General features: G+C 56.9%; 21 protein-coding genes. 10 read left to right on the plus strand and 11 right to left on the minus strand.

The window, feature by feature from the left end; all coding sequences use genetic code 11:
- Positions 1-79: 79 nt before the first annotated feature.
- Complete coding sequence (locus CFB02_RS01275) at positions 80-526, minus strand: EamA family transporter (protein ID WP_227519287.1); 447 nt, start codon at positions 524-526, stop codon at positions 80-82.
- Here CFB02_RS01275 and CFB02_RS01280 point away from each other — a divergent pair.
- From CFB02_RS01280 to CFB02_RS01290, 3 genes are all read left to right on the plus strand, one after another.
- Positions 507-1,085 carry a substrate binding domain-containing protein gene (locus CFB02_RS01280; protein ID WP_227519288.1) on the plus strand — a complete coding sequence of 193 codons (579 nt, stop codon included), beginning with the start codon at positions 507-509 and terminating at the stop codon, positions 1,083-1,085. The genes CFB02_RS01275 and CFB02_RS01280 overlap by 20 nt on opposite strands.
- 124 nt (positions 1,086-1,209) lie before the next feature.
- The gene (locus CFB02_RS01285) at positions 1,210-1,836 is read left to right on the plus strand and encodes an NAD(P)H-dependent oxidoreductase (RefSeq protein WP_088556549.1); all 627 of its coding nucleotides are present in this window, start codon (positions 1,210-1,212) and stop codon (positions 1,834-1,836) included.
- 115 nt (positions 1,837-1,951) lie between these two features.
- On the plus strand, positions 1,952-2,917 hold the full coding sequence (locus CFB02_RS01290; RefSeq protein WP_088556550.1) for a putative zinc-binding metallopeptidase: 966 nt from the start codon (positions 1,952-1,954) through the stop codon (positions 2,915-2,917).
- A 20-nt stretch (positions 2,918-2,937) separates the two neighbouring features.
- Here CFB02_RS01290 and CFB02_RS01295 read toward each other — a convergent pair whose 3' ends face one another.
- Positions 2,938-3,507 carry an NnrU family protein gene (locus CFB02_RS01295; protein WP_088556551.1) on the minus strand — a complete coding sequence of 190 codons (570 nt, stop codon included), beginning with the start codon at positions 3,505-3,507 and terminating at the stop codon, positions 2,938-2,940.
- Between the two features lie 126 nt (positions 3,508-3,633).
- Between CFB02_RS01295 and CFB02_RS01300 the strand changes: the two genes are divergently transcribed.
- Positions 3,634-4,047, plus strand: coding sequence for a hypothetical protein (locus tag CFB02_RS01300; protein ID WP_088556552.1), 414 nt, complete (start codon positions 3,634-3,636; stop codon positions 4,045-4,047).
- A 34-nt stretch (positions 4,048-4,081) separates the two neighbouring features.
- Here CFB02_RS01300 and CFB02_RS18420 read toward each other — a convergent pair whose 3' ends face one another.
- The 3 genes from CFB02_RS18420 to CFB02_RS01315 form a co-directional block, all read right to left on the minus strand.
- The gene (locus tag CFB02_RS18420; protein WP_088556553.1) at positions 4,082-4,615 is read right to left on the minus strand and encodes a Tfp pilus assembly protein FimT/FimU; all 534 of its coding nucleotides are present in this window, start codon (positions 4,613-4,615) and stop codon (positions 4,082-4,084) included.
- Between the two features lie 114 nt (positions 4,616-4,729).
- On the minus strand, positions 4,730-5,389 hold the full coding sequence (locus CFB02_RS01310) for a hypothetical protein (RefSeq protein WP_088556554.1): 660 nt from the start codon (positions 5,387-5,389) through the stop codon (positions 4,730-4,732).
- A 12-nt stretch (positions 5,390-5,401) separates the two neighbouring features.
- Positions 5,402-6,328: an AraC family transcriptional regulator gene (locus CFB02_RS01315; RefSeq protein ID WP_088556555.1), complete on the minus strand. Its 927-nt coding sequence runs from the start codon at positions 6,326-6,328 to the stop codon at positions 5,402-5,404.
- A gap of 119 nt (positions 6,329-6,447) precedes the next feature.
- Here CFB02_RS01315 and CFB02_RS01320 point away from each other — a divergent pair, with 119 nt between their 5' ends.
- Positions 6,448-7,314: a DMT family transporter gene (locus tag CFB02_RS01320; protein WP_088556556.1), complete on the plus strand. Its 867-nt coding sequence runs from the start codon at positions 6,448-6,450 to the stop codon at positions 7,312-7,314.
- Here the strand turns inward: CFB02_RS01320 and CFB02_RS01325 are convergent.
- The 4 genes from CFB02_RS01325 to CFB02_RS01340 are packed head-to-tail and all read right to left on the minus strand — an operon-like array spanning position 7,284 to position 9,537.
- A complete protein-coding gene (locus CFB02_RS01325) occupies positions 7,284-7,775 on the minus strand; it encodes a nucleoside deaminase (RefSeq protein WP_227499637.1) in 492 nt (163 codons plus the stop codon). The two genes, CFB02_RS01320 and CFB02_RS01325, sit on opposite strands and share 31 nt — an antisense overlap.
- A gap of 10 nt (positions 7,776-7,785) precedes the next feature.
- On the minus strand, positions 7,786-8,415 hold the full coding sequence (locus tag CFB02_RS01330) for a DNA-3-methyladenine glycosylase family protein (protein ID WP_088556557.1): 630 nt from the start codon (positions 8,413-8,415) through the stop codon (positions 7,786-7,788).
- Positions 8,416-8,429: 14 nt separating this feature from the next.
- Positions 8,430-8,948 carry a hypothetical protein gene (locus CFB02_RS01335; RefSeq protein WP_088556558.1) on the minus strand — a complete coding sequence of 173 codons (519 nt, stop codon included), beginning with the start codon at positions 8,946-8,948 and terminating at the stop codon, positions 8,430-8,432.
- 10 nt (positions 8,949-8,958) lie between these two features.
- Complete coding sequence (locus CFB02_RS01340) at positions 8,959-9,537, minus strand: demethoxyubiquinone hydroxylase family protein (protein WP_088556559.1); 579 nt, start codon at positions 9,535-9,537, stop codon at positions 8,959-8,961.
- 186 nt (positions 9,538-9,723) lie between these two features.
- Here CFB02_RS01340 and CFB02_RS01345 point away from each other — a divergent pair, with 186 nt between their 5' ends.
- Together CFB02_RS01345 and CFB02_RS01350 are read left to right on the plus strand one after the other, a co-directional pair.
- On the plus strand, positions 9,724-10,170 hold the full coding sequence (locus tag CFB02_RS01345) for a pseudoazurin (protein ID WP_088556560.1): 447 nt from the start codon (positions 9,724-9,726) through the stop codon (positions 10,168-10,170).
- Positions 10,171-10,286: 116 nt separating this feature from the next.
- Entirely contained in the window at positions 10,287-11,396 is a 1,110-nt protein-coding gene (locus tag CFB02_RS01350) for an ADP-ribosylglycohydrolase family protein (protein WP_088556561.1), read from the plus strand.
- Here CFB02_RS01350 and ovoA read toward each other — a convergent pair.
- Together ovoA and CFB02_RS01360 are read right to left on the minus strand one after the other, a co-directional pair.
- Positions 11,371-13,524, minus strand: a complete 2,154-nt coding sequence (ovoA, locus tag CFB02_RS01355; protein ID WP_088556562.1) for a 5-histidylcysteine sulfoxide synthase — start codon at positions 13,522-13,524, stop codon at positions 11,371-11,373. The two genes, CFB02_RS01350 and ovoA, sit on opposite strands and share 26 nt — an antisense overlap.
- 107 nt (positions 13,525-13,631) lie before the next feature.
- Entirely contained in the window at positions 13,632-14,825 is a 1,194-nt protein-coding gene (locus CFB02_RS01360; RefSeq protein WP_088556563.1) for a multidrug effflux MFS transporter, read from the minus strand.
- Between the two features lie 139 nt (positions 14,826-14,964).
- On the opposite strand from CFB02_RS01360, the gene CFB02_RS01365 reads away from it, so the two are divergent.
- The 3 genes from CFB02_RS01365 to CFB02_RS01375 all read left to right on the plus strand — a co-directional run bounded on the left by CFB02_RS01365 (position 14,965) and on the right by CFB02_RS01375 (position 18,463).
- Positions 14,965-16,521 carry a BCCT family transporter gene (locus CFB02_RS01365; RefSeq protein ID WP_088556564.1) on the plus strand — a complete coding sequence of 519 codons (1,557 nt, stop codon included), beginning with the start codon at positions 14,965-14,967 and terminating at the stop codon, positions 16,519-16,521.
- A gap of 75 nt (positions 16,522-16,596) precedes the next feature.
- Positions 16,597-17,646: a mechanosensitive ion channel family protein gene (locus CFB02_RS01370; protein ID WP_088556565.1), complete on the plus strand. Its 1,050-nt coding sequence runs from the start codon at positions 16,597-16,599 to the stop codon at positions 17,644-17,646.
- Positions 17,647-17,665: 19 nt separating this feature from the next.
- Positions 17,666-18,463, plus strand: coding sequence for an SDR family oxidoreductase (locus tag CFB02_RS01375; protein WP_088556566.1), 798 nt, complete (start codon positions 17,666-17,668; stop codon positions 18,461-18,463).
- Positions 18,464-18,481: the final 18 nt, after the last annotated feature.

An 18,481-nucleotide genomic window follows, 5' to 3' on the forward strand; every position in this document is an offset into this window, starting at 1 on the left:
GAAGCCACCATCCTAGAAACGGCATCCGGATCAGGCAAATGAATTTGTTTGAGGGTTGGTCATGAATGACCTTGATGACTCAGGTTTCAGGGCTCGTTCGTTTCGTTCTGTTGCTTATCCTGAGCCCCAGGATAACCACGAGGGCGCCAAGCCAGATGCTCACTGAGTAGTGCTCTTTGAACCAGATTACGCCAATCAGTAACCCGAACATGGCGGCGACTGCGCCGAGCTGACTGTAGAAAACCGGGTTGGAGCGACGCTGAAGCTCAAAGGCGCACAGGTAGGTCAATGCGGTTAGAAGCCCCTGAATACCCACGATGCTGACCAGTTGCAGCCCTGTTGTTTCCGGGAAGATGGAGGTGCGCGTCAGCCCTGCGAACAAACCAAGCGTCGCTGCGGACGCCAGCAAGGTTCCTGATGCCAGGATCATGGGCTTTACACCGAAAGGCCAGGCCACCGACCGGTAAACATTACCAATAGACAGCATGGCCGGGATGAGCAGGCCCATGGCAAACCAGAGTGCCATCGACAGCTTCCTCCGCGCCTATCCTGAAATCGACATCGACCTACAGCTCAGTGATCGAATGGTGGACCTGGTGGAGCAGGGCGTCGATATCGCTATTCGGGTTCGCAGCTCCCTGGCCGACTCGAGTCTTCTGGCCAGACCACTCAGAAAGTCCAGAAACATTGTTTGTGCGTCACCGGGGTATCTGGAGTGTGTGCCAGAGATTAAAGCCCCGTCGGATCTGGCCCAACACAACTGTTTGACGTTCAGTCTCCACGACCGACCAAGGGTCTGGGAGCTCGGTGATCAGGAGGTGGTGGTCAGCGGTAACTATCGAACGGACAGCAGCCTGGCGATCCGCCAGAGTCTTTTGAGGGGAGCCGGCGTTGGTTTGGTGCCCCGGTTCCTCGTCCAGGAAGATATTGAAAAAGGCGCATTGGTCCACCTGCTGCCTGCCTTTCCGCCTAAACCCTACAGTGTGTTTGCCCTGTTTCCACCGGGGCGCAATCAACCCACCAAGGTTCGGCTGCTGCTTGACCATCTGGACCAGTATCTTGGAGAGAAACCCTACTGGGAATAGTGCTGGTCCCGTGGCTTTTCTTCTGGCTATTTCCATTCTGGAAACTATGTAGTTCTATTCTGTCCGTTTTTCAGGGTCCAGAAGTTCCATAGAGTTGCTACCTCAATGCGAAGGAGACAACTCTATGAACATTCACGAAGCCCTGGACTGGCGGTACGCCGTCCGTGAATTTTCGCCCGAGAAGCTTGGTGCCCAAACGGTGGAAACACTGGTTGATGCGGCCCGCAAGAGCGCCTCTTCCTATGGACTGCAGCCCTATAAAATTCTGGTCGTCGAAAGCAAGTCGGTTCGACAGGATTTGCTGGCCTACTCTTTTGGCCAACAGAAAGTGTTGGACTGCTCTCACTTGATCGTTTTTGCGGCGCAAACGGATATTGGTGACCACACGGTCGACAGGTATGTCACGCAGCTTGTGAAAACCCGCGACATACCTGCCCAGGATATCTCCGGCTATGTGGCACACATGAAAGAGGCGCTTGCAGCCAAATCCCGAGAAGAAAAACGGGTGTGGGCGCACCAGCAGGCCTATATTGCCCTGGGGACCCTGCTCACTGCGGCAGCTTCAATGCGCGTAGATAGCTGCCCGATGACCGGTTTCGATCACAAAGCCTACGATGACGTACTTGGACTGGCAAAACTGGGCCTTGAGACTACTGCCATCGTTGCTTTGGGTTACCGCAGTGCCCGTGACCGAAGTTCAGGCTTACCGAAAGTGCGGTTTGATTACGGCGATATGGTGATCAGCGTGTAAGTGATACCCGGTCGATTTGGTGGTCTGGCTGGTGTTCCTTGTCTATAGGGTATAGGTTCGGAAGAACGGCAACACATTTTCGAGCTTACTGCCGTTCAAAAGGAGCACCAGCTCTATGAAGGTTTTTTCCAACCCGGTTGGTTCCGGAAATCTGTGGTTTGACAATCTCACCACGGCACAGGGCACACCGGTCGCCTACGATCCCCAGGCGCGGTCTTTCGTTCCTATGCCGCCGTTTTGTGCCAATCGTGACATTATTGGCTGTAACTGGATCGCCCCGGAGCAGGGGGCCTTCTGCCGTTCTTGTTCGATGACGGCCCTGGCCCCTGATCCCAGCATTCCGCATGCCATGCCGAACTGGGCGGCAACCGAGGCAGCAAAGCGTTGGGTACTCGACAATCTCGGTCGGTGGCACTGGTTCCGGCCGGAAGATCCCGGCACGCGCCCGATGTTTCACATGTTGGCCGAGGGGTTGACCCCAGTTGCCATGGGGCACGCAAACGGTGTGGTGACGATCAGTGTCGCCGAAGCTGATCCCGTGGTTCGTGCCACCCGGAGGCAGGCCCTGGACGAACCCTATCGAACCATGGTCGGCCATATGCGCCATGAGATTTCCCATATGCTCTGGTGGCGCCTGAGTTTGCGGGAGGATTTTCTGGATGCGTTCCGGGAGATGTTTGGTGATGAACGCGCTGATTATCCTGCGGCGCTTGAGCATCACTACCATAACGGCCCGCCGCAAGACTGGCGACTGTTTTACTTGACCAGCTATGCCTCGGCACACCCTCACGAGGACTGGGCCGAGACCGCTGCGCATCTGCTGCACCTGACAGACATTACAGACAGTCTTGTGTCATCCGGTCTGACATCGCCGGAGGTGCCTCGGCATGGATGGGATCCCTACTCGGAACCCGATACCGCAATGCTGATAAACGTAGCTGCGTCGCTGGCTATTCGGGTTAACCATGTGAACCGCTCCATGGGGCTGTCTGACCTGTACCCGTTTGTCCTCTCCGAAACGGCGCAACGCAAGCTTGCGTTCGTGCACGATTGGTTGCGCCGTGGAGCCCAGGGGCTTTAATCCGTTTGAGTGCCGGTCGTTCAGACCGGCGCCACGCCAAAGAGCCACTGGTGTGCCCAGACCACCATGATCACATACACCGCAAGGCCACCTAAGACGGCAATCACGTCATTGGCTTTGGTGGCTGGTAACGTTGTGATGGCGCGCTGAGTTCTGCGCTTCATGGAGATCCTGTCGGCCACCGCCCAGGCAAGGAAGGAGCCGAACAGCAGAAGGTCGTGGAGCATCCCGTTCGCCAGAAGGTGAGCCAGAGCCCAGAGTTTGACGGCAATGAGCATGGGGTGCTTCAGTTTTGCCTTGATCTTACCCGGGAGGTAGGTGGCGAACAGTAGCGGGAATACAGGCACCAGAAGCAGGAATGACACGTGCTTGAGCCACGCCGGCGGCATGTAGATCACCGTCGGATCCATCCGGGCGGCGCCGTAACCCCAAACGATCAGAACCAGACCGACGAGGGACACCACGGAATACAGTCCCTTGAAGGCTCCCTCGCCCATGGACGCGTTCAGCCTGTCACGCAGTGGCTCGTTAATAATGGAAAGCGAATGCACGCCCAGAAACAGAATGAGACCAACGATCAGTGTGGTCATTTACAAAACTCCTTTTGGCTTAAGTAGCAGGGTTACCTGATTGGCTAGGGCGCTTTCTTTGGAAAGCCCATTTATGTGAAATCCAGATAAGTATAGGAAACCGGGACAGCAGATGCCTGAGCGTTTATGATCGGCGTTCTGATTCACCGGATTGAAAAGGCGCCCATGAAGTTTCCCAAGGTCACTGTTGTACTGGTATCTGCCGCCCTGCTGTTTGTTCTATGGGACCAGACCCGTGAACAGCCCGACCCAATTGATGCAAACCGCCTGACCAATCTGCGGGCCAATCCTGTGGAACTCAGTGCCGCAGTCGACTGGATTTTCACCCAGATTCCGGACTTCTGTTCAGATGCCACGAGCGAGGGCAGTGGCACGAAGGTTCACGCTGATTGCGTCGAAAACGCCGAGGCAAGAACCTCTACTTGCCGTCGGATGCTTTACGATCGATTCCCAAGTGTTGTTGCTTCAGAGGCGACTTTCCGGGATGTTTCGCTCACGGCGATGGCGTGCCTTGTGCCCCGTTCAGGCTTGGTAAAGTAGGCCGCATTCAAGCGATTTTCGGATAAGACGTGTGTCAGCATTCCGAGGTTATCTGGGTCACCGTGCATTCCGGATCGCCGAAGGAATCGTACTCGACATAGCAACCCGGAAGACCTGGGGCCGATCCTGAGGGAACGGAGAATCCCGCGCGGGTATATTGGTTGTTGACGAAAGTCTCAAGCGAGGAATCGTTGGCGTCCACCGAGATGTAATCCAGCATTGTTAGCGAGTCTGCGGCCTCGGCTCGGCTCTCGGGGCAAAGATTGCGCCAATCCACCTCTGAACGGCCTGCTTCCGTTTCTATTACGTAACCAGTCTGCTGATTCCCGCCAGGATTGGTTGCTGCAGGTGACAGCCCCTGAGCATAGGCCTTGCTTCTTACAATTCCGATGGTGCTTTTCATCGTGCCTTCCAGTGAATCCAATGCGGCTAGGCGGGCATCGGTGGAGAGGTCCGAGAAACGGGGTAGCGCAAACGCGGCCAATACCGCAAGTATCACGATGACGAGAACCAGCTCGATCAGGGTAAAGCCTTGTGAGTATGAGATGTTCTGATGCGATAAAAGCATGAGTGGCTTCGTTCGATGGATTTGAATTTGCGCGCATTATCCCATTTGACAGGTCATGACGCCACGCCCTCTCTGACGGGGTCATCAGACTTGCATATCATTTCCTTAAAATCATTAACGTCTGAAAAATCTCGGATTTCTTTCAATAAAAGAGTCAATCCAGCGCTCTAAAAAGGAGCGTTTGTCAGGGTTCTTCAGGTAGCGCCAGCCTAATACGGAAATAACAAGAGCCCCTGTCGCATCGACGATCAGGTCCCACATGGTATCCGTCAGCCCGGACGGGTCACCAAGCATGGGCTTTTGCATATTCATACCAAATAGAGAATCCATGGTGAACTCGAAAACCTCCCACAGTGCGCCCACACCCAGTGCAAACATGAACGCGAAAAATGCGACAAAGCCAGGGTTCATGTGCACGTGAATTTTTTCGGTCTCGTTCATGATGTGCACCAGGAGGAAACCCAAAATACCCAACAAGAATCCTGACGTGGTGTGCAGCGCCATGTCCCACCACCAGAATCGCGTGTAGTAATCGCGGATCTCTCCGAGAAACAGGGAAGCAAACACAAACCCGATGGCGGCCAGCTGTAACTCCGGGGGAATGTGGATACGGAAACGGCGTTCAAACAGTAGTGGGAAGAACGTGATGGCGATAATCATTGCCGTCAAGAAAGCGGTGAACCATCGTTGGCCCCAGATGGCAAACACTGCTTCACCAAGCAGTATCAATTGCAGAGCAAGAGTAATCCGTTGGTGCGTTATGCGAATGCGCATAGGTCTCCAGGGTCAGTGGTTAAAGTGGGCTTCTGCTCGGCAGGCCGATGGCGTTATTCCAAACCTGGATTTGAATGCCCGGCTGAAATGACTGGAATCATTGAACCCGCATGACAGCGCAATAGCCGTGATCTTGTCTCTACTATTTCCAAGCCGTTCTCGGGCGTGGACCAATCGCTGTTCCTGAACATATTGATAAGGCGCACAACCGAACGTTGCCCTGAAAAGCCTGGCAAAATGATAGGGGCTCAGGTTGACCCAACTGGCCATGTCGGCAAGCGTTAATGACTGATCCAGATGAGCGTGGATGCGTTCCTGCAGCATTCTGCGGTATCGAAGTGACAGCTGCCCTGTGACTTCCGGCAGTGTCTGTCGGACACAGGAATGGCGACTGACAACCTGGAGAAGAAGCCATTGTGCGAGGTGGTCCATGGCCATGGTCTGGCCGGGAGCCTGCCAGTCGCTGAGCGCCAGTAGCTTGCCGGCCTGAGCGAGAACCGGGTCCTCGGCGTGGTACAGCTCGGAAAGCTGTCGCTTGTCCGGATCGATATCCCAAGTCTGTTCGGCGCATCGGGCGACGTCCAGATCATTAAAATAGAGATGAAAAAATTCGAACTGTCCGCTGATTTGCCAACTTGAGCGGCTGCCTGCCGGGAACAGGCAGACGGCGCCCGGAAAGCCCTGGCTTACAACCTTTCCGTTCAATACCCTTCGGGCCTGCTCGCCCTTGTCTATGTAGATGCTCAAAGCATGGTGTCTGGGCCGCTCGTAACGCACCTCGCCCTGACGATTCTGCCATTGCGCCAGAGCCCGCCCCTGATCCAGTTCAAGCATTCGCTGCGGAGCGACGCCAGCCGTTCTCAGGGTATCGACAATGTCGCGATTGGCCGGCTGCAATTGCTTTGGGCATTCGGGCATGGGTTCGGAATCAGTCTGCATAGGGAGCCTCCGCAAGAATCATCCATGGTTCAGCAGGATCTGACAAGTTTTGGTGTGGTTTGAGCCCTATGCTGGTCGCTGCTCAACGATTGTTCCCGATAGCAACAGGAATCAACGCCATGCCCATCTCTGTTCACTATGGTTTGACGGTACTGATCTGGGGGCTCACCTGGACAGCGATTCGTTTGCAGGTTGAAGCGGCGCCTGTCGATCTATCCGTTTTCTACCGATTCGTCATGGCCTCTGCCGTCGCATTGCTGGTGGTAGCTCTGGTGCGCAGGCTGGAAAAACTGACCCTCAAACAGCACGGTTGGCTGGTGCTGCAGGGGGCAACCCTGTACAGCATCAACTTCCTGCTGATTTATCGTGCGGCTGAATCCATGACAAGCGGTTTGCTGGCGGTGGTGTTTTCTTTGGCCGCTCTGTTTAACGCCCTGAATGGCTGGCTCTGGTTGCGCCTGAGACCGACTGCCCGGCTCTATCCGGCAATTTCTCTGGGTATTACGGGCGTGGCCCTTCTGTTCTGGCATGATCTGCAGCTTGGCAATGCCACGGCGACCAGCATTCTGTTCGCAATTGCCGGAACCTTCTGGTTTTCCATGGGTAACCTGGTCAGCATCAAGGTGCGGATGTCAAAGGTGCCGCTCTTCCTGGCAAACGCGTGGGCCATGGTTTACGGCGCGGTGATTCTTGGCATCTGGTGCCTGGTTCAGGGTGTGGAATGGGTGGTTCCCACTGCGGCGACATTCTGGGGGGCAACCGTCTTCCTGGCGGTGCCCGGCTCCATCATTGCCTTTTATTGCTACATCACCGTTATCCAGACTCTCGGGGCCGACAAGGCCGGCTACGCCACCGTGCTCTTCCCGGTGGTGGCCCTGAGTGTGTCGACCTGGCTCGAGGGTTTTGAATGGACAGCAACCGCGGTGCTGGGCGCATCCCTGGCCCTGCTGGGAAATTATGTTTTGTTTCGATCAGCCAAAGCATAACGCTGGTGTAGCTCGCGCACTGCGTCTGCCAGCGCGGGGAAGGGGCCCTCGGTGGGAACGCCCGGAACCACCTGGTTGATTGGCAGGGTTGCAACGGGCGGTGGCGCCACGTGCAGTTCGTCCAGCCAGGTTGAAAGCTGCTCTGAAGAGCTTGCGTAGACGATGCGGCCGAGCCCCACCCAACCATGGGCAGCCGCACACATCGGGCAGTGTTCGCCAGAGGTATAGACCGTTGAAGCTGCTCGCTCGTCCGGGGTCATGTTGGCAGCCGCCCAACGGGCTATTTCGAACTCCGGGTGGCGAGTCTCATCACCGCCGGCGGTTTCGTTGTGTCCTTCGTATCTGACGGCACCGGTCTCATCCACCAGCACAGAGCCAAACGGCGGATTCCCGCTATCAACGGCCATTGAAGCCAGTTCTACGCAGCGGGCAAGGTGTTTCATTTCAGTTTCGTAGATCACAATTCCTCCTTCACTGACCTCGGGCGTCCAGGTAATGCATCCAGAGCATACGAGCGGCTACCGCGCGCCACGGCGCCCATTGTTCGGCAAAGGCCAACTGCTCATTGTTTGTCGGTCGGGCATCGAGCTTTTTGATGTCCTGTATTGCGGATGCCAGTGCCAGATCGCCCTGGGGCCAGACGTCCGGCCTGCCCAAGGCCATCATGTAATAGATATCGACGGTCCAGGGGCCCAAACCGGGTATGTCCAAAAGGTGGCTTCGGCCCTCGGCATCGTCAAGTGTTGCGAGCCTGGAGAGGTTGAGCTCGCCATTCGCTATCCGGTTGGCCAGCCCCACACAATACCGGGATTTCTGCCGTGTGAGCCCGACATTCCTGAGCCCGGACTCGCCGGCGCCCCTCACAGAATCAGGCGTTACTGATTCAAGGTGGGAGGCGAGCCGCTGGAACATGGTGGCGGCGGCTTTGATTGATACCTGTTGTTCAAGAATGATGTGGACCAACGATGCAAACCCGGGTTCGCGAGTCCAGGTTGGCGGGTATCCAAGTCGGGCTCGCACCTCATGAAGGTCGGGATCTTTCTCAGCCAGGACGTCAACGCCCATCCTCAAGGTTTCGTCAGTGATCGTCTTTTGTTGCATAACCCCCTTTTTGCCTAATGGCGAGCCGATTCCCGGTCTCCGTTCAGAATTTGCTGTTGCACGAAGGAGCGAGCTTGCTCCGGCGGTAGAGACTCCATTGCAAAGGTCAGTGCCGACCAGACCAGAGCCATCATGACAGTCTGGAGCGAAACGCTGCCATCCGCGGGCAGTATCTGGTCGTCTGCCAATAAGGCGTTGATGACCTGCAGTAGCTCGGGAGAAGAGCAGCAATCCTCAACAGTTGCAGAGTCTGATGGTGCATCCGGGGAGACGTGTTCAAAGAAAAACGTTTGGGCCGCTCGGGCGTAACCGGCACGAAAAGGCTCCTGGTTCGAGCGTTCGATGATGTTTCCCATCGCGCTGCAGATGGAAGCGGCGATCACGATGCCCGAGAAGCCGCCTGGTGTGTCGTGGCGAAGCTGGCGTTTCGATCGGAATTGTTCGAGCCGTTTCGAGATGGCAGTGCCGTACTGGGCGATCTCGTCCACCATTTCAACGCCGCTGTCATCGAAGGGTTTGGATATCAGGCTCATGGAATGACTCTCAAATCAGTCGGGCAAACTGGACAGCCGCTTTGGAACCGGCCCCCACGAGCCCTGTCCATAGCCTCAGAAGAGGACTCGCTTCAGCAGATCGATTCTGCCCGGCTTCGTCACGATGGTGGACTTCGTCGAGTCTGCATTTCTCGAACCCTGCAAGTATAGCCCGCTCCGACTCGCGCCATGCATAGGGAGAAAGCGTTTTGATCTGCTCCTGGTAGTGCAGGTCAACGAAGGTTTCCACGGCTTCGATCGTGGCGAAAACCGCCTGTTTTCCCATCAATGCCGGGATAAGACCCGTCAAAAATCCGGCCAGGCGCCACAGTGGCAGCAGCAGGCTCGGGCGATAACAGCACTGAAGCTGGTTAAAGAAGCGTAGATGCTCGCCCTCCGAGGCCAGGTGCTCCGTTGCGAAATCCAGCAGCTCTTTTCGGGGTCGCGTCGCCAGGATGCCCCGGTAGATCCACACGGCACCGGTTTCTCCCGCATGACTGCAACGCAGCTCTTGCTCAAACTGCCTGCTTACTCCAACCAGGGAGAGCTGCTGGTGGTGTATGCCGTCGATCTGTAGTTCCGCCATCATTCAATATCCGCAGACATGATGACGTTTGTACGAAACAGACCCTCATTGGTTCTCAGGACCGAGCCTTGGCGAACGAGGAGTGTCATTCCCATAAGGATATGCCCTTAGAGTCGAAAGGGATCCTGATGTGGGTAGGATGCGTAGTACTTAGTGCTTTCAATGACCAACCAATGAGGTGAAGTCACTATGAAATTAACGCTGAAACACACCGTTGCTGCAGTCGGGCTTGCTCTGATTTCCGGGGTTGCGATGGCGGCCGAACATGTCGTTGAAATGAAGAATTCCGGCGCTGACGGTGCCATGGTCTTTGAACCGGGATTTGTTAAGGCCGAGCCTGGAGATACCGTCAAATTTGTCCTTGTCGATCCAGCACACAACTCAGCGTCCGTAGAGGTGCCTGAGGGTGCTGAAGGCTGGCAGGGAGCCATGAATGAGGGTATCACGGTGACCCTGAACGAAGAGGGCGTATACGTTTACAAATGCACACCTCACGCTGCGTTGAACATGGCCGGTGTGATTCAGGTAGGCGAAGCGGTCAATTACGATGCTGCGAAAGCCGCGGTGGATAAGCTCACGGCAGCCGCTGCAACGAATAAGGACCGGCTGACCGGTTACTTCGAGCAAGTGCAGTGATTAGAGAGTCCGATCATAACCGCGCCTTCCGGGGCGCGGTTTTTTTGTGTGCCTCAGAAAACTGTCTGTAGTCGACAGCAACGGGACTATGAGGCGTTTTGTCAGGAGATGATGTGATGAGCGTTGATTCCAACTATGTATCCCGGATTGCAAGCGCACTGAAAACACAGTTCGTTGCTGATGCCCTCGCCATGCCCGTCCACTGGTATTACAACCCCATGGACATTGAAAAGGCTTTTCCCGGCGGAGTCCAGAAATTCGAGGCCGCACCGGAGTTCCATCCTTCTTCGATCATGTCTTTGCACTCCACCCGCCGTGGTGGTCGCCGTTATGGTCATAATGCTGAGGCGGAGCCGCAAATTGTGGGCGAGGTTATCCTCAAGGGCCGCGACCAGTTCTGGAATGTGCCCAACGTGCATTATCACCATGGCATGGGTGCGGGAGAGAACACCCTGAATGCCCATTGCAGCCGCGTGCTCATGCGTTGCCTGGCGGACGGGAAAGGTGAATACAGTTCTCAGGCGTTTCTTTCGGCGTACATCGGCTTTATGACCGCCGATCCACCGGCGCATCCGGATACCTATGCTGAATCCTACCACCGAGGGTTTTTCGCCAATTATGCGAAAGGTTTACCGGCGCAGCAGTGTGCCATGGTTACCCACGATACGCCGTCCATCGGTGGCCTGGTGACGATTGCTGCACTGGTGTTCGCAGAGCGACTCCGTGGCAGGGACGTAACCGGTATTCAGGCCCATTGTCGGGACCATCTTGCGCTGACCCATCCGGATGAGAGCTTGATGAGGGTATGCGACCGCTACGTGAAACTTCTCTGTGGTCTGCTCGAAGGTCCCGATGACGAGGGTATCAAGGCGCTGCTTTCAGAGGCTGGCAAGGGTGCTGGCGGGCTGGATGTCGCCGGATTGGTCAAGCGGAACCTGCCCGACAACCAGATCGTGGGCCGGATGTATTCGCCAGCGTGTTATATCTCCGACTCCTGGCCGGTCGTTCTTTACCTGGCCTACAAGTACCGGAACGATCCGTGGCTGGCGCTTCGCATGAACACCAATCTCGGTGGCGATAACGTTCACAGAGGCATCGTGCTGGGGACGCTGTTGGGCCTGACGACCGAACAAGTGGCCACCAACTGGTTCGATCAGTTGGTGGACCACGAGGCGATCAGTGAGGAGATCACCGCGCTGATCAGCGCGGCAAGCGCTCCCAGATAGTCACTTCAGACAGGGTATGCTGGAACTTGTGTTGGGTTTCGCGGATAACGAAAGGCACCTTTTGCGGCTCACTGACTAACCGAAAATGCTGTGAGAGGTGTTCTTTCAGGCCATCCAGCGTGGTGTGATTCTCACCATCCTTCTTGAAACCGCCAATCCACTCTTCTTTCGGCGTATGTTCTTCCAGCCAGGTGTAGGGAGAGGCAATAACCAACAGGCCACCGTCGTTAATGCGCTCGTGAATGCTGTCCAGGAAGCGCCTGGGGCGGTAAAGGCGATCAATTAGGTTGGCCGCCAGAACAAGGTCGTAGCCCGAGTACTGCGGTTTCAGGTTACAGGCATCGCCCTGGTAGAAGCTTACCCGATCTGAGCATTCCTCAAGACCCAGCTCTTTAAGTGTCCGGGTGTGATAGCTGACCAGTTCACCTTCCTCTGCCAGCGCATAGCGAATGGAGCCCTGCTCGGCCATCTCCACGCCCAGCCTGATAAAGTTGGCCGAGAAATCGACACCTTCCACCTCGTCAAAGCGCCTTGCCAATTCAAAGCTGGACCGGCCGCAGGCACAGCCCAGATCCAGGGCTTTTCCGGTTGGCTTGCCCGTCATCGCATCCAGGGCAAGATCCGCCAGGGCTTTCGGGAAGTTGTCGACACCAAACCAGGTGTCACCGAAGTGGAATTCGGCGTATTCGGTCAGCAACCGGTCGCTTTCATAGTAGGCGTTGGGTTGCACGGCCTCGCTTTCGGAGGCGATGTAGCGGAAGCCGGCATGCTGGAAGAAGTGCCTGCGGAAAGCATAACGAGCCGACAATCGGGCTTCGTTGCCGCAGGAAATCCAGGAGCCGCCCTTGATCAGGTTGTGTTGCCCGTCGAACGTCGGCGTTGTGAAATCGTCGTACAGCGGATGAACCTTGAAATTATCGAACGGATAGGTCGGTGTTTCCGTCCATTGCCAGACGTTGCCAACAACGTCGAACCACTGACCGTGCCGGAACCGGGTAACCGGGCATGAAGACGCCCCGTGGTCCAGGTGCAGGTTGGCATTGGCGGGGTCATGGCCGACTTCCTCGATGCCGGCCTCGTCGCACAGGCGGTACCACTCGTCCTCGGTTGGCAGGCGGATGGGCTGGCCGGTTTGCTCCCGTTTCCACTCGCAAAAGGCTTTGGCCTCGTGGTAGTTCACCTCGACGGGCCAGTCCCAGGGCATCTCGACCTCTTCGGTCATAAGGCGCAGATGCCAGCCGTTCTGCCAGCGCCAGAAAGTCGGGTGCTTCGCCCTGGCGAATTGCCGCCAGGCACACCCCTCTTCACTCCAGAATCGATCTTCCTGGTAACCACCAGCTTCAACAAACTCCAGGAATTCCTGGTTGCTGACGAGATACTGACTGGCCCTGAATTCATCAACCTGGGCCTCGTGTTCGCCGTACTCATTGTCCCAGCCGTAGAAGGCGTCGTCGTAGGGTTTGCCAATGGAAACTGTGCCAGCCGGCACGGTGAAAAGTTCGTTTTCGGGTGCTTCCCCGGTCTCGCGAATCGGCTCCCATTCTGGCTGAGGCCGCACCTTTGAGAGGTCGTGTTGCCGGATCAGCACGGACGATGTCTCAAGGTGGATGCGTTCGTGCTCAACACCCATAACGATCGGCCACCAGGGATTCTCCCAGTTGATCGGCAGGCTGAGCGGGAGTGTTTCAATCAGCTCCAGAACGGTGGCGCGGACTTTAGCGCGGTAATCCAGCACCTCGGCAACGGTGGGCCAGTCGTAATGATCTTCGTCCAGATCGTCCCAGCTCATCTCATCAACGCCAACTGCAAAAATCGACTCCATGTGAGGGGCGATGCGCTCGGGGAGGAGTTTGGCCAGCACCAGTTTATTGACGAAAAAAGTTGCGGTGTGGCCGAGGTAAAAAATGAGCGGGTGCCTCAGAGGAATCGACTTCTGGAAATAGCCCGAATCACCGGCGAGACAGTCGAAGAGGCGGGTGTAGGTGTCGAAGGTGTTGGTGAAGTAGGAAGCGATTTCGACGCGCTTATCCTCCACAGACCCAGCACTCAGTTCCGGCGTTCTAAGCAGGCCGACTCCGGGTTTGAGGGCTCGGCTGGGGGACTGCACTTCCGGTATTGGCATTGTCATTTCTGGACACGTCCTTTGTTGTGTTAGCTAACAGCAATACGTTTCGTGGGTGGGGGATGGTTCAATTTCCCCCTAAAACTAGTCAGACGGTTCCTTTGCTGAAATTGTTACAAGCCGGATTCTTTGGCCAAAGCTACCGCCCGGGGCGCGCCCAGTGCAAGAAGAACGGCACCCGATGAGCAGACAAGCATTGAAACTGCGATGCTCAGGAGTGTCTGGCCTCCAGAGAGAGAGGATAGGGTGCTGACTGCCCCGGCAATGGTGAACTGCGATGCGCCCAGAAGAGCCGCCGCAGTGCCGCTGAGATTCGGGAAGAACTCCATGGCGTTCGCCATGTTGTTGGGCACGATGCCGCCCTGGCAGCCGATGGCAACGATGATGCACCCTGCTACCAGCCAGAGAGGCCCCTGGAACTGCACGCTGGCAACCAGAGCGACAAGAGCCAGGCATTGTGCAATAACCTGGGCACGCACCAACTGCACCGAGGAAAATCGCCTTAGCAGCGGACGATTAGTCAGGTTCAGGGCAGCCATGAATGCAATATTGGCGGCGAACAGAATGGCGAAGGTGCTGTTGGAGAGCCCGTACCATTCCTGGTAGATAAAGGAAGAGTGGGTGATGAACAGGAGCATAGTGCTGAAACACAGAACCTGAATGCCGATGAAACGCATTGTGGTTTTGTGTCTGAGCACCAGCAGGTAATTGGTCACCAGGGAGCGAATGGGCGTGGATGTCGGTGTGCGCGGTTGAAGCCTTGGGAAAAGCGCCAGCTGGAGAGTCAGCACAAGAAACGCGGCATAGCCGGCCAGCATCAGGAATATCCAGTGCCACTCACCCAGTGCAAGCATCAGTGAACCCAGCGACGGCGCCGCAGCGGGCGCTATGAACATAATCAGGCCAATGAGCCCGAACAGCCGGGCAGCGTCCTGTCCGCTGACTTCGTCGCGAACAATCGCAGGAACCGACACCGCACAGAAGGCGCCACCAATGCCTTGCGCGATCCGCCAGAACACCATGTCGGACAGGGTGTCAGCCAGCGATACCATGACTGCGCCTGCCATAAAAATCAGCAATCCACCGAAAAGCACCGGTTTGCGACCGTATCGGTCAGACAGGGGGCCGCCCACCAGCTGGGCAAGCCCCAAGGTGGTGACATAGGCGCTGAGCGTGAGCCCCACGTGCCCATGATCAACGCCCAGACCATCGGCAATCTCCGGGAAAGCGGGCAGGTAGGCATCGAGTGCCAGTGGCCCGAGTGCCACGGTCATGCCCAGCAGTATGGCCAGGTGCAGATGCGACAAGAGTGATCTCCTTGAAAGATAGAATCCTAACAATACGGTGGCATATTTCATCAGACCATGCGTATTTTCAGAAATCCCCCGTGCATGATCCATTCACTTCCTGTAGCCTGCGCGGCTTTTTCTTCCGGAGGCATACCTTATGACCGTTCAATCCCAATCTCTCCCGCGAACCAGAAGCGGGCCGCTAACAGACAGTGATCCCGTTGTTCTCGTGCTCACGATCGGCTTCATACTTCTGTTCGTGGGAGCTTCGATCGTCGACAGCGGATACGTGGCCGACCTGATCGGAGCCGGGTTTGCGTGGACTGCAACCTATCTGGGCTCTTTTTTCCAGGTGCTGCTGCTACTCACGTTTTTCATCGCTATAGGAACAGCCCTGAGCCGTGCCGGCGCTGCCAGAATCGGCGGACTGGATCGGCCGGAGATCGGCCGGTTTCGCTGGTTGTCGATGATCATGTGCACCCTGCTGGCCGGGGGCGGAGTGTTTTTTGCTGCCGGGGAACCGGTTTACCACTTCGTCGTCACACCGCCGGCCTTTGATACCGAAGCTGGCTCAGCCTCGGCCGTTGCTCCTGCAATGGCCCAGTCGTTCACTCACTGGGGTTTCCTGGCCTGGGCCGTGTTGGGCTCCCTCACAGCGCTGGTTCTGACCCGGGCCCATTACGGTCAGGGCAAACCCCTGCAGCCGAGAACCCTGTTATACCCGGTGTTTGGTGAGAAGGTCATTCAGGGGCGCCTTGGCGGTGTTATCGATGCCTTCTGTGTGATTGCCGTGGTAGCGGGGACGGTTGGCCCCATCGGTTTTCTGGCCACTCAGATGAGTTTTGGGTTGCATGAGCTTTTTGGCGTATCGGATGGATATGGCACCCAGTTGACGGTATTGGTGGTGCTGGCCGGCGTCTACATGACCTCTGCCATGACCGGACTGCACAAGGGCATTCAGTTGCTGAGCCGTTTCAACGTGATTCTGGCTCTGGTCATTGCCGGGGTGATCTTTGTCTTCGGGCCAACGCTCTTCCTGGCCAATACCTACACCCAGTCGATGGGCGAATACGTCACCTCGTTCTTTGCCATGGCAACCATGACCGCTGAAACCGCCCCGGCCTGGTGGATGAAATGGTGGACGGTGTTCTTCTTTGCCTGGTTCATTGGCTACACGCCGTTGATGGCGGTCTTCGTTGCCAGAATTTCCCGGGGCCGGACGGTTCGGGAAATGGTTCTGTCGGTGGCTGTTCTGGCGCCCATCGCGACCACCATCTGGTTCACACTGCTCGGTGGTTCCGGCATTTACCACCAGCTTGCCGGCACCTTCGACCTGACCGAAGCACTGAACAACTTCCGCTTTGATGTGGCCACACTGACCGTGGCACAGGCCCTGCCCGGCGGCACCTGGATGGCGGCTGCGATTCTTTTGCTGACAACCATTTTCGTGGCCACCACCGGCGACTCCATGAGCTATTCCATTGCCATGGTCGGGGCAGGCCATGACGAACCGAACCCGTGGATCCGTGTCTTCTGGGGGGGTGCCATGGCATTGATGGCAGCGATCCTTCTGTACATGGGGGCGGGCCAGATCGGTGTGCTCCAGCAGTTCATTGTGCTGACGGCGATTCCGGTTTCACTGATCATCCTTCCCTCGCTCTGGACCGGGCCGAAAGCGGCCATGGCAATGGCGCGTGAGCAAGGGCTGGTCTAGTCTTTTAGGAGCGGAGTGAAACACAGGGATGTGTCCGCCTGCTGATTTTGCTGACTGAGCGCTCCGGGAGGGCAGATGCTGGAATCGTTTGAAGCCGGTTTCACGGTATGGCTGTGGCCGGGGTCTTCGGCGATTCTTGCGGTTGCCGCTACTTATGTTGTTTATCGCCTGGCTCTGGCGGTGTTCCGGCATTTCTCAGAGTCCAGAACGGTCATCCGGCTGTTTCTGGATGCCGCTGCCCGGGCTTTGGGTGTCGTTTTCTGCCTGCTTACCCTGGTCGGTTCGTTGGCTACCGCGCCATCGGATCTGCCCCTGATCTCAGCCATTCAGCAGGTCGCCACCCTGCTGCTCATCCTCGCCATCACTTGGGCGGCAGTGAGACTGACCTCGGCCATTGGCGAAGTCATTGTCGCGCTCAATCCGGTGCTGGAAGGGCAGTGGAAGCGAGCCCGGAAGGTCGAAACCCAGACCCGATTCCTGGTCCGCGCTCTTAACATTCTCATCGTGATCATCGGTCTCGGCGCTGCCCTGATGACCTTTGAATCGGTTCAGCACATGGGCGCCAGCCTTCTTGCCTCCGCGGGTGTCGGTGGCCTGATTCTCGGTTTCGCAGCCCGTCCTGTGTTGAGCAACCTGCTGGCCGGCATGCAGATTGCCCTGACACAACCTTTCCGTATAGACGACGTGTTATATGTGCAGGGCGAGTGGTGCTGGGTGGAAGAAGTAACAGCCACCTATGTGGTCTTGCGGGTCTGGGATCTGCGTCGCCTCGTAGTACCACTGCAATGGTTTATCGAAAATCCGTTCCAGAACTGGTCCAGGAATACCGCAGAGCTGCTGGGGACAGTCTTTATCTGGGTCGACTACACCATGCCGGTTGAACCGCTCCGGCAGGAGTTCACTCGTCTGCTCAATGAGTCGGGGCTCTGGGATGGCGAATTTTCCTCAGTGCAGGTGACCGATTCCAGTGATCAGGCCATCCAGGTGCGTTTTTTGATGAGCGCCGCCAATTCCAGCAAGAACTGGGACCTGAGATGTGCGGTCCGGGAGGGCATGGTAACCTTCATTCAGGAACACTACCCGGCTCAGCTACCCAGGCTTCGGGCCCGGATGGTGGAAAACTGAGATTTCTCGAGGACCCTGCATGTCTGCCAAAACCGTCTGGATAACTGGTGCTTCCTCTGGCATCGGTGAAGCACTTGCCTTGCAGTTTGCGAAGAATGGCGACCGTCTGGTGCTTTCAGCTCGCCGGGAAGATGAGTTGGAGCGTGTTGCCGAACGTTGCCGGGCTGTCGCCGGGACAGCAACCGGGCAGGTACTGGTACTCCCGCTGGACGTTACCGACTGGGATTCACTTCCGGGCAAGGTTGAGACGGTTCTGGCACAGTTCGGTACCGTCGATCTGCTGGTGAACAACGCCGGCGTTTCGCAGCGATCCCTGTGCAAGGACACCGACATGTCGGTCTACCAGAAACTGATGGATGTGGATGTCATGGGCCAGATTGCCCTGACCAAAGCGGTGCTTCCCCATATGCTCGAGCGTGGCTCCGGCCACCTCGCCGTGACCTCCAGCGTCGCCGGTAAAGTCGGCGCCCCCATGCGTACCGGCTATTGTGCCGCGAAGCATGCCGTTATGGGGTTCTTTGATGCATTACGGGCCGAGGTGGAAGGCCAGGGCGTGAGTGTCTCGACCATCACCCCCGGTTTCATTCGCACGGATATTTCTCGCAATGCCCTTGCCGGTGACGGCTCAGCCTACGGCAAGGAAGATGAGGACATTGCTGCCGGCATGGACGTGACCGAGTGCGCCGAGGTGGTGTTCAAGGGTCTCGAGGCAAAGAAGCGCGAAATCCCGGTGGGGAAGGGCAAGGAAATGGCTGCCCTCTGGATCAAGCGAATCTCGCCAGAGGCCCTGTTCCGTATGGCGAGGGCTCGATCCTAGGGTTCAGCCGAGTAAAGC

The sequence above is a fragment of the Marinobacter sp. es.042 genome, assembly GCF_900188315.1.
In the GTDB taxonomy this organism is placed as follows: Bacteria; Pseudomonadota; Gammaproteobacteria; order Pseudomonadales; family Oleiphilaceae; genus Marinobacter.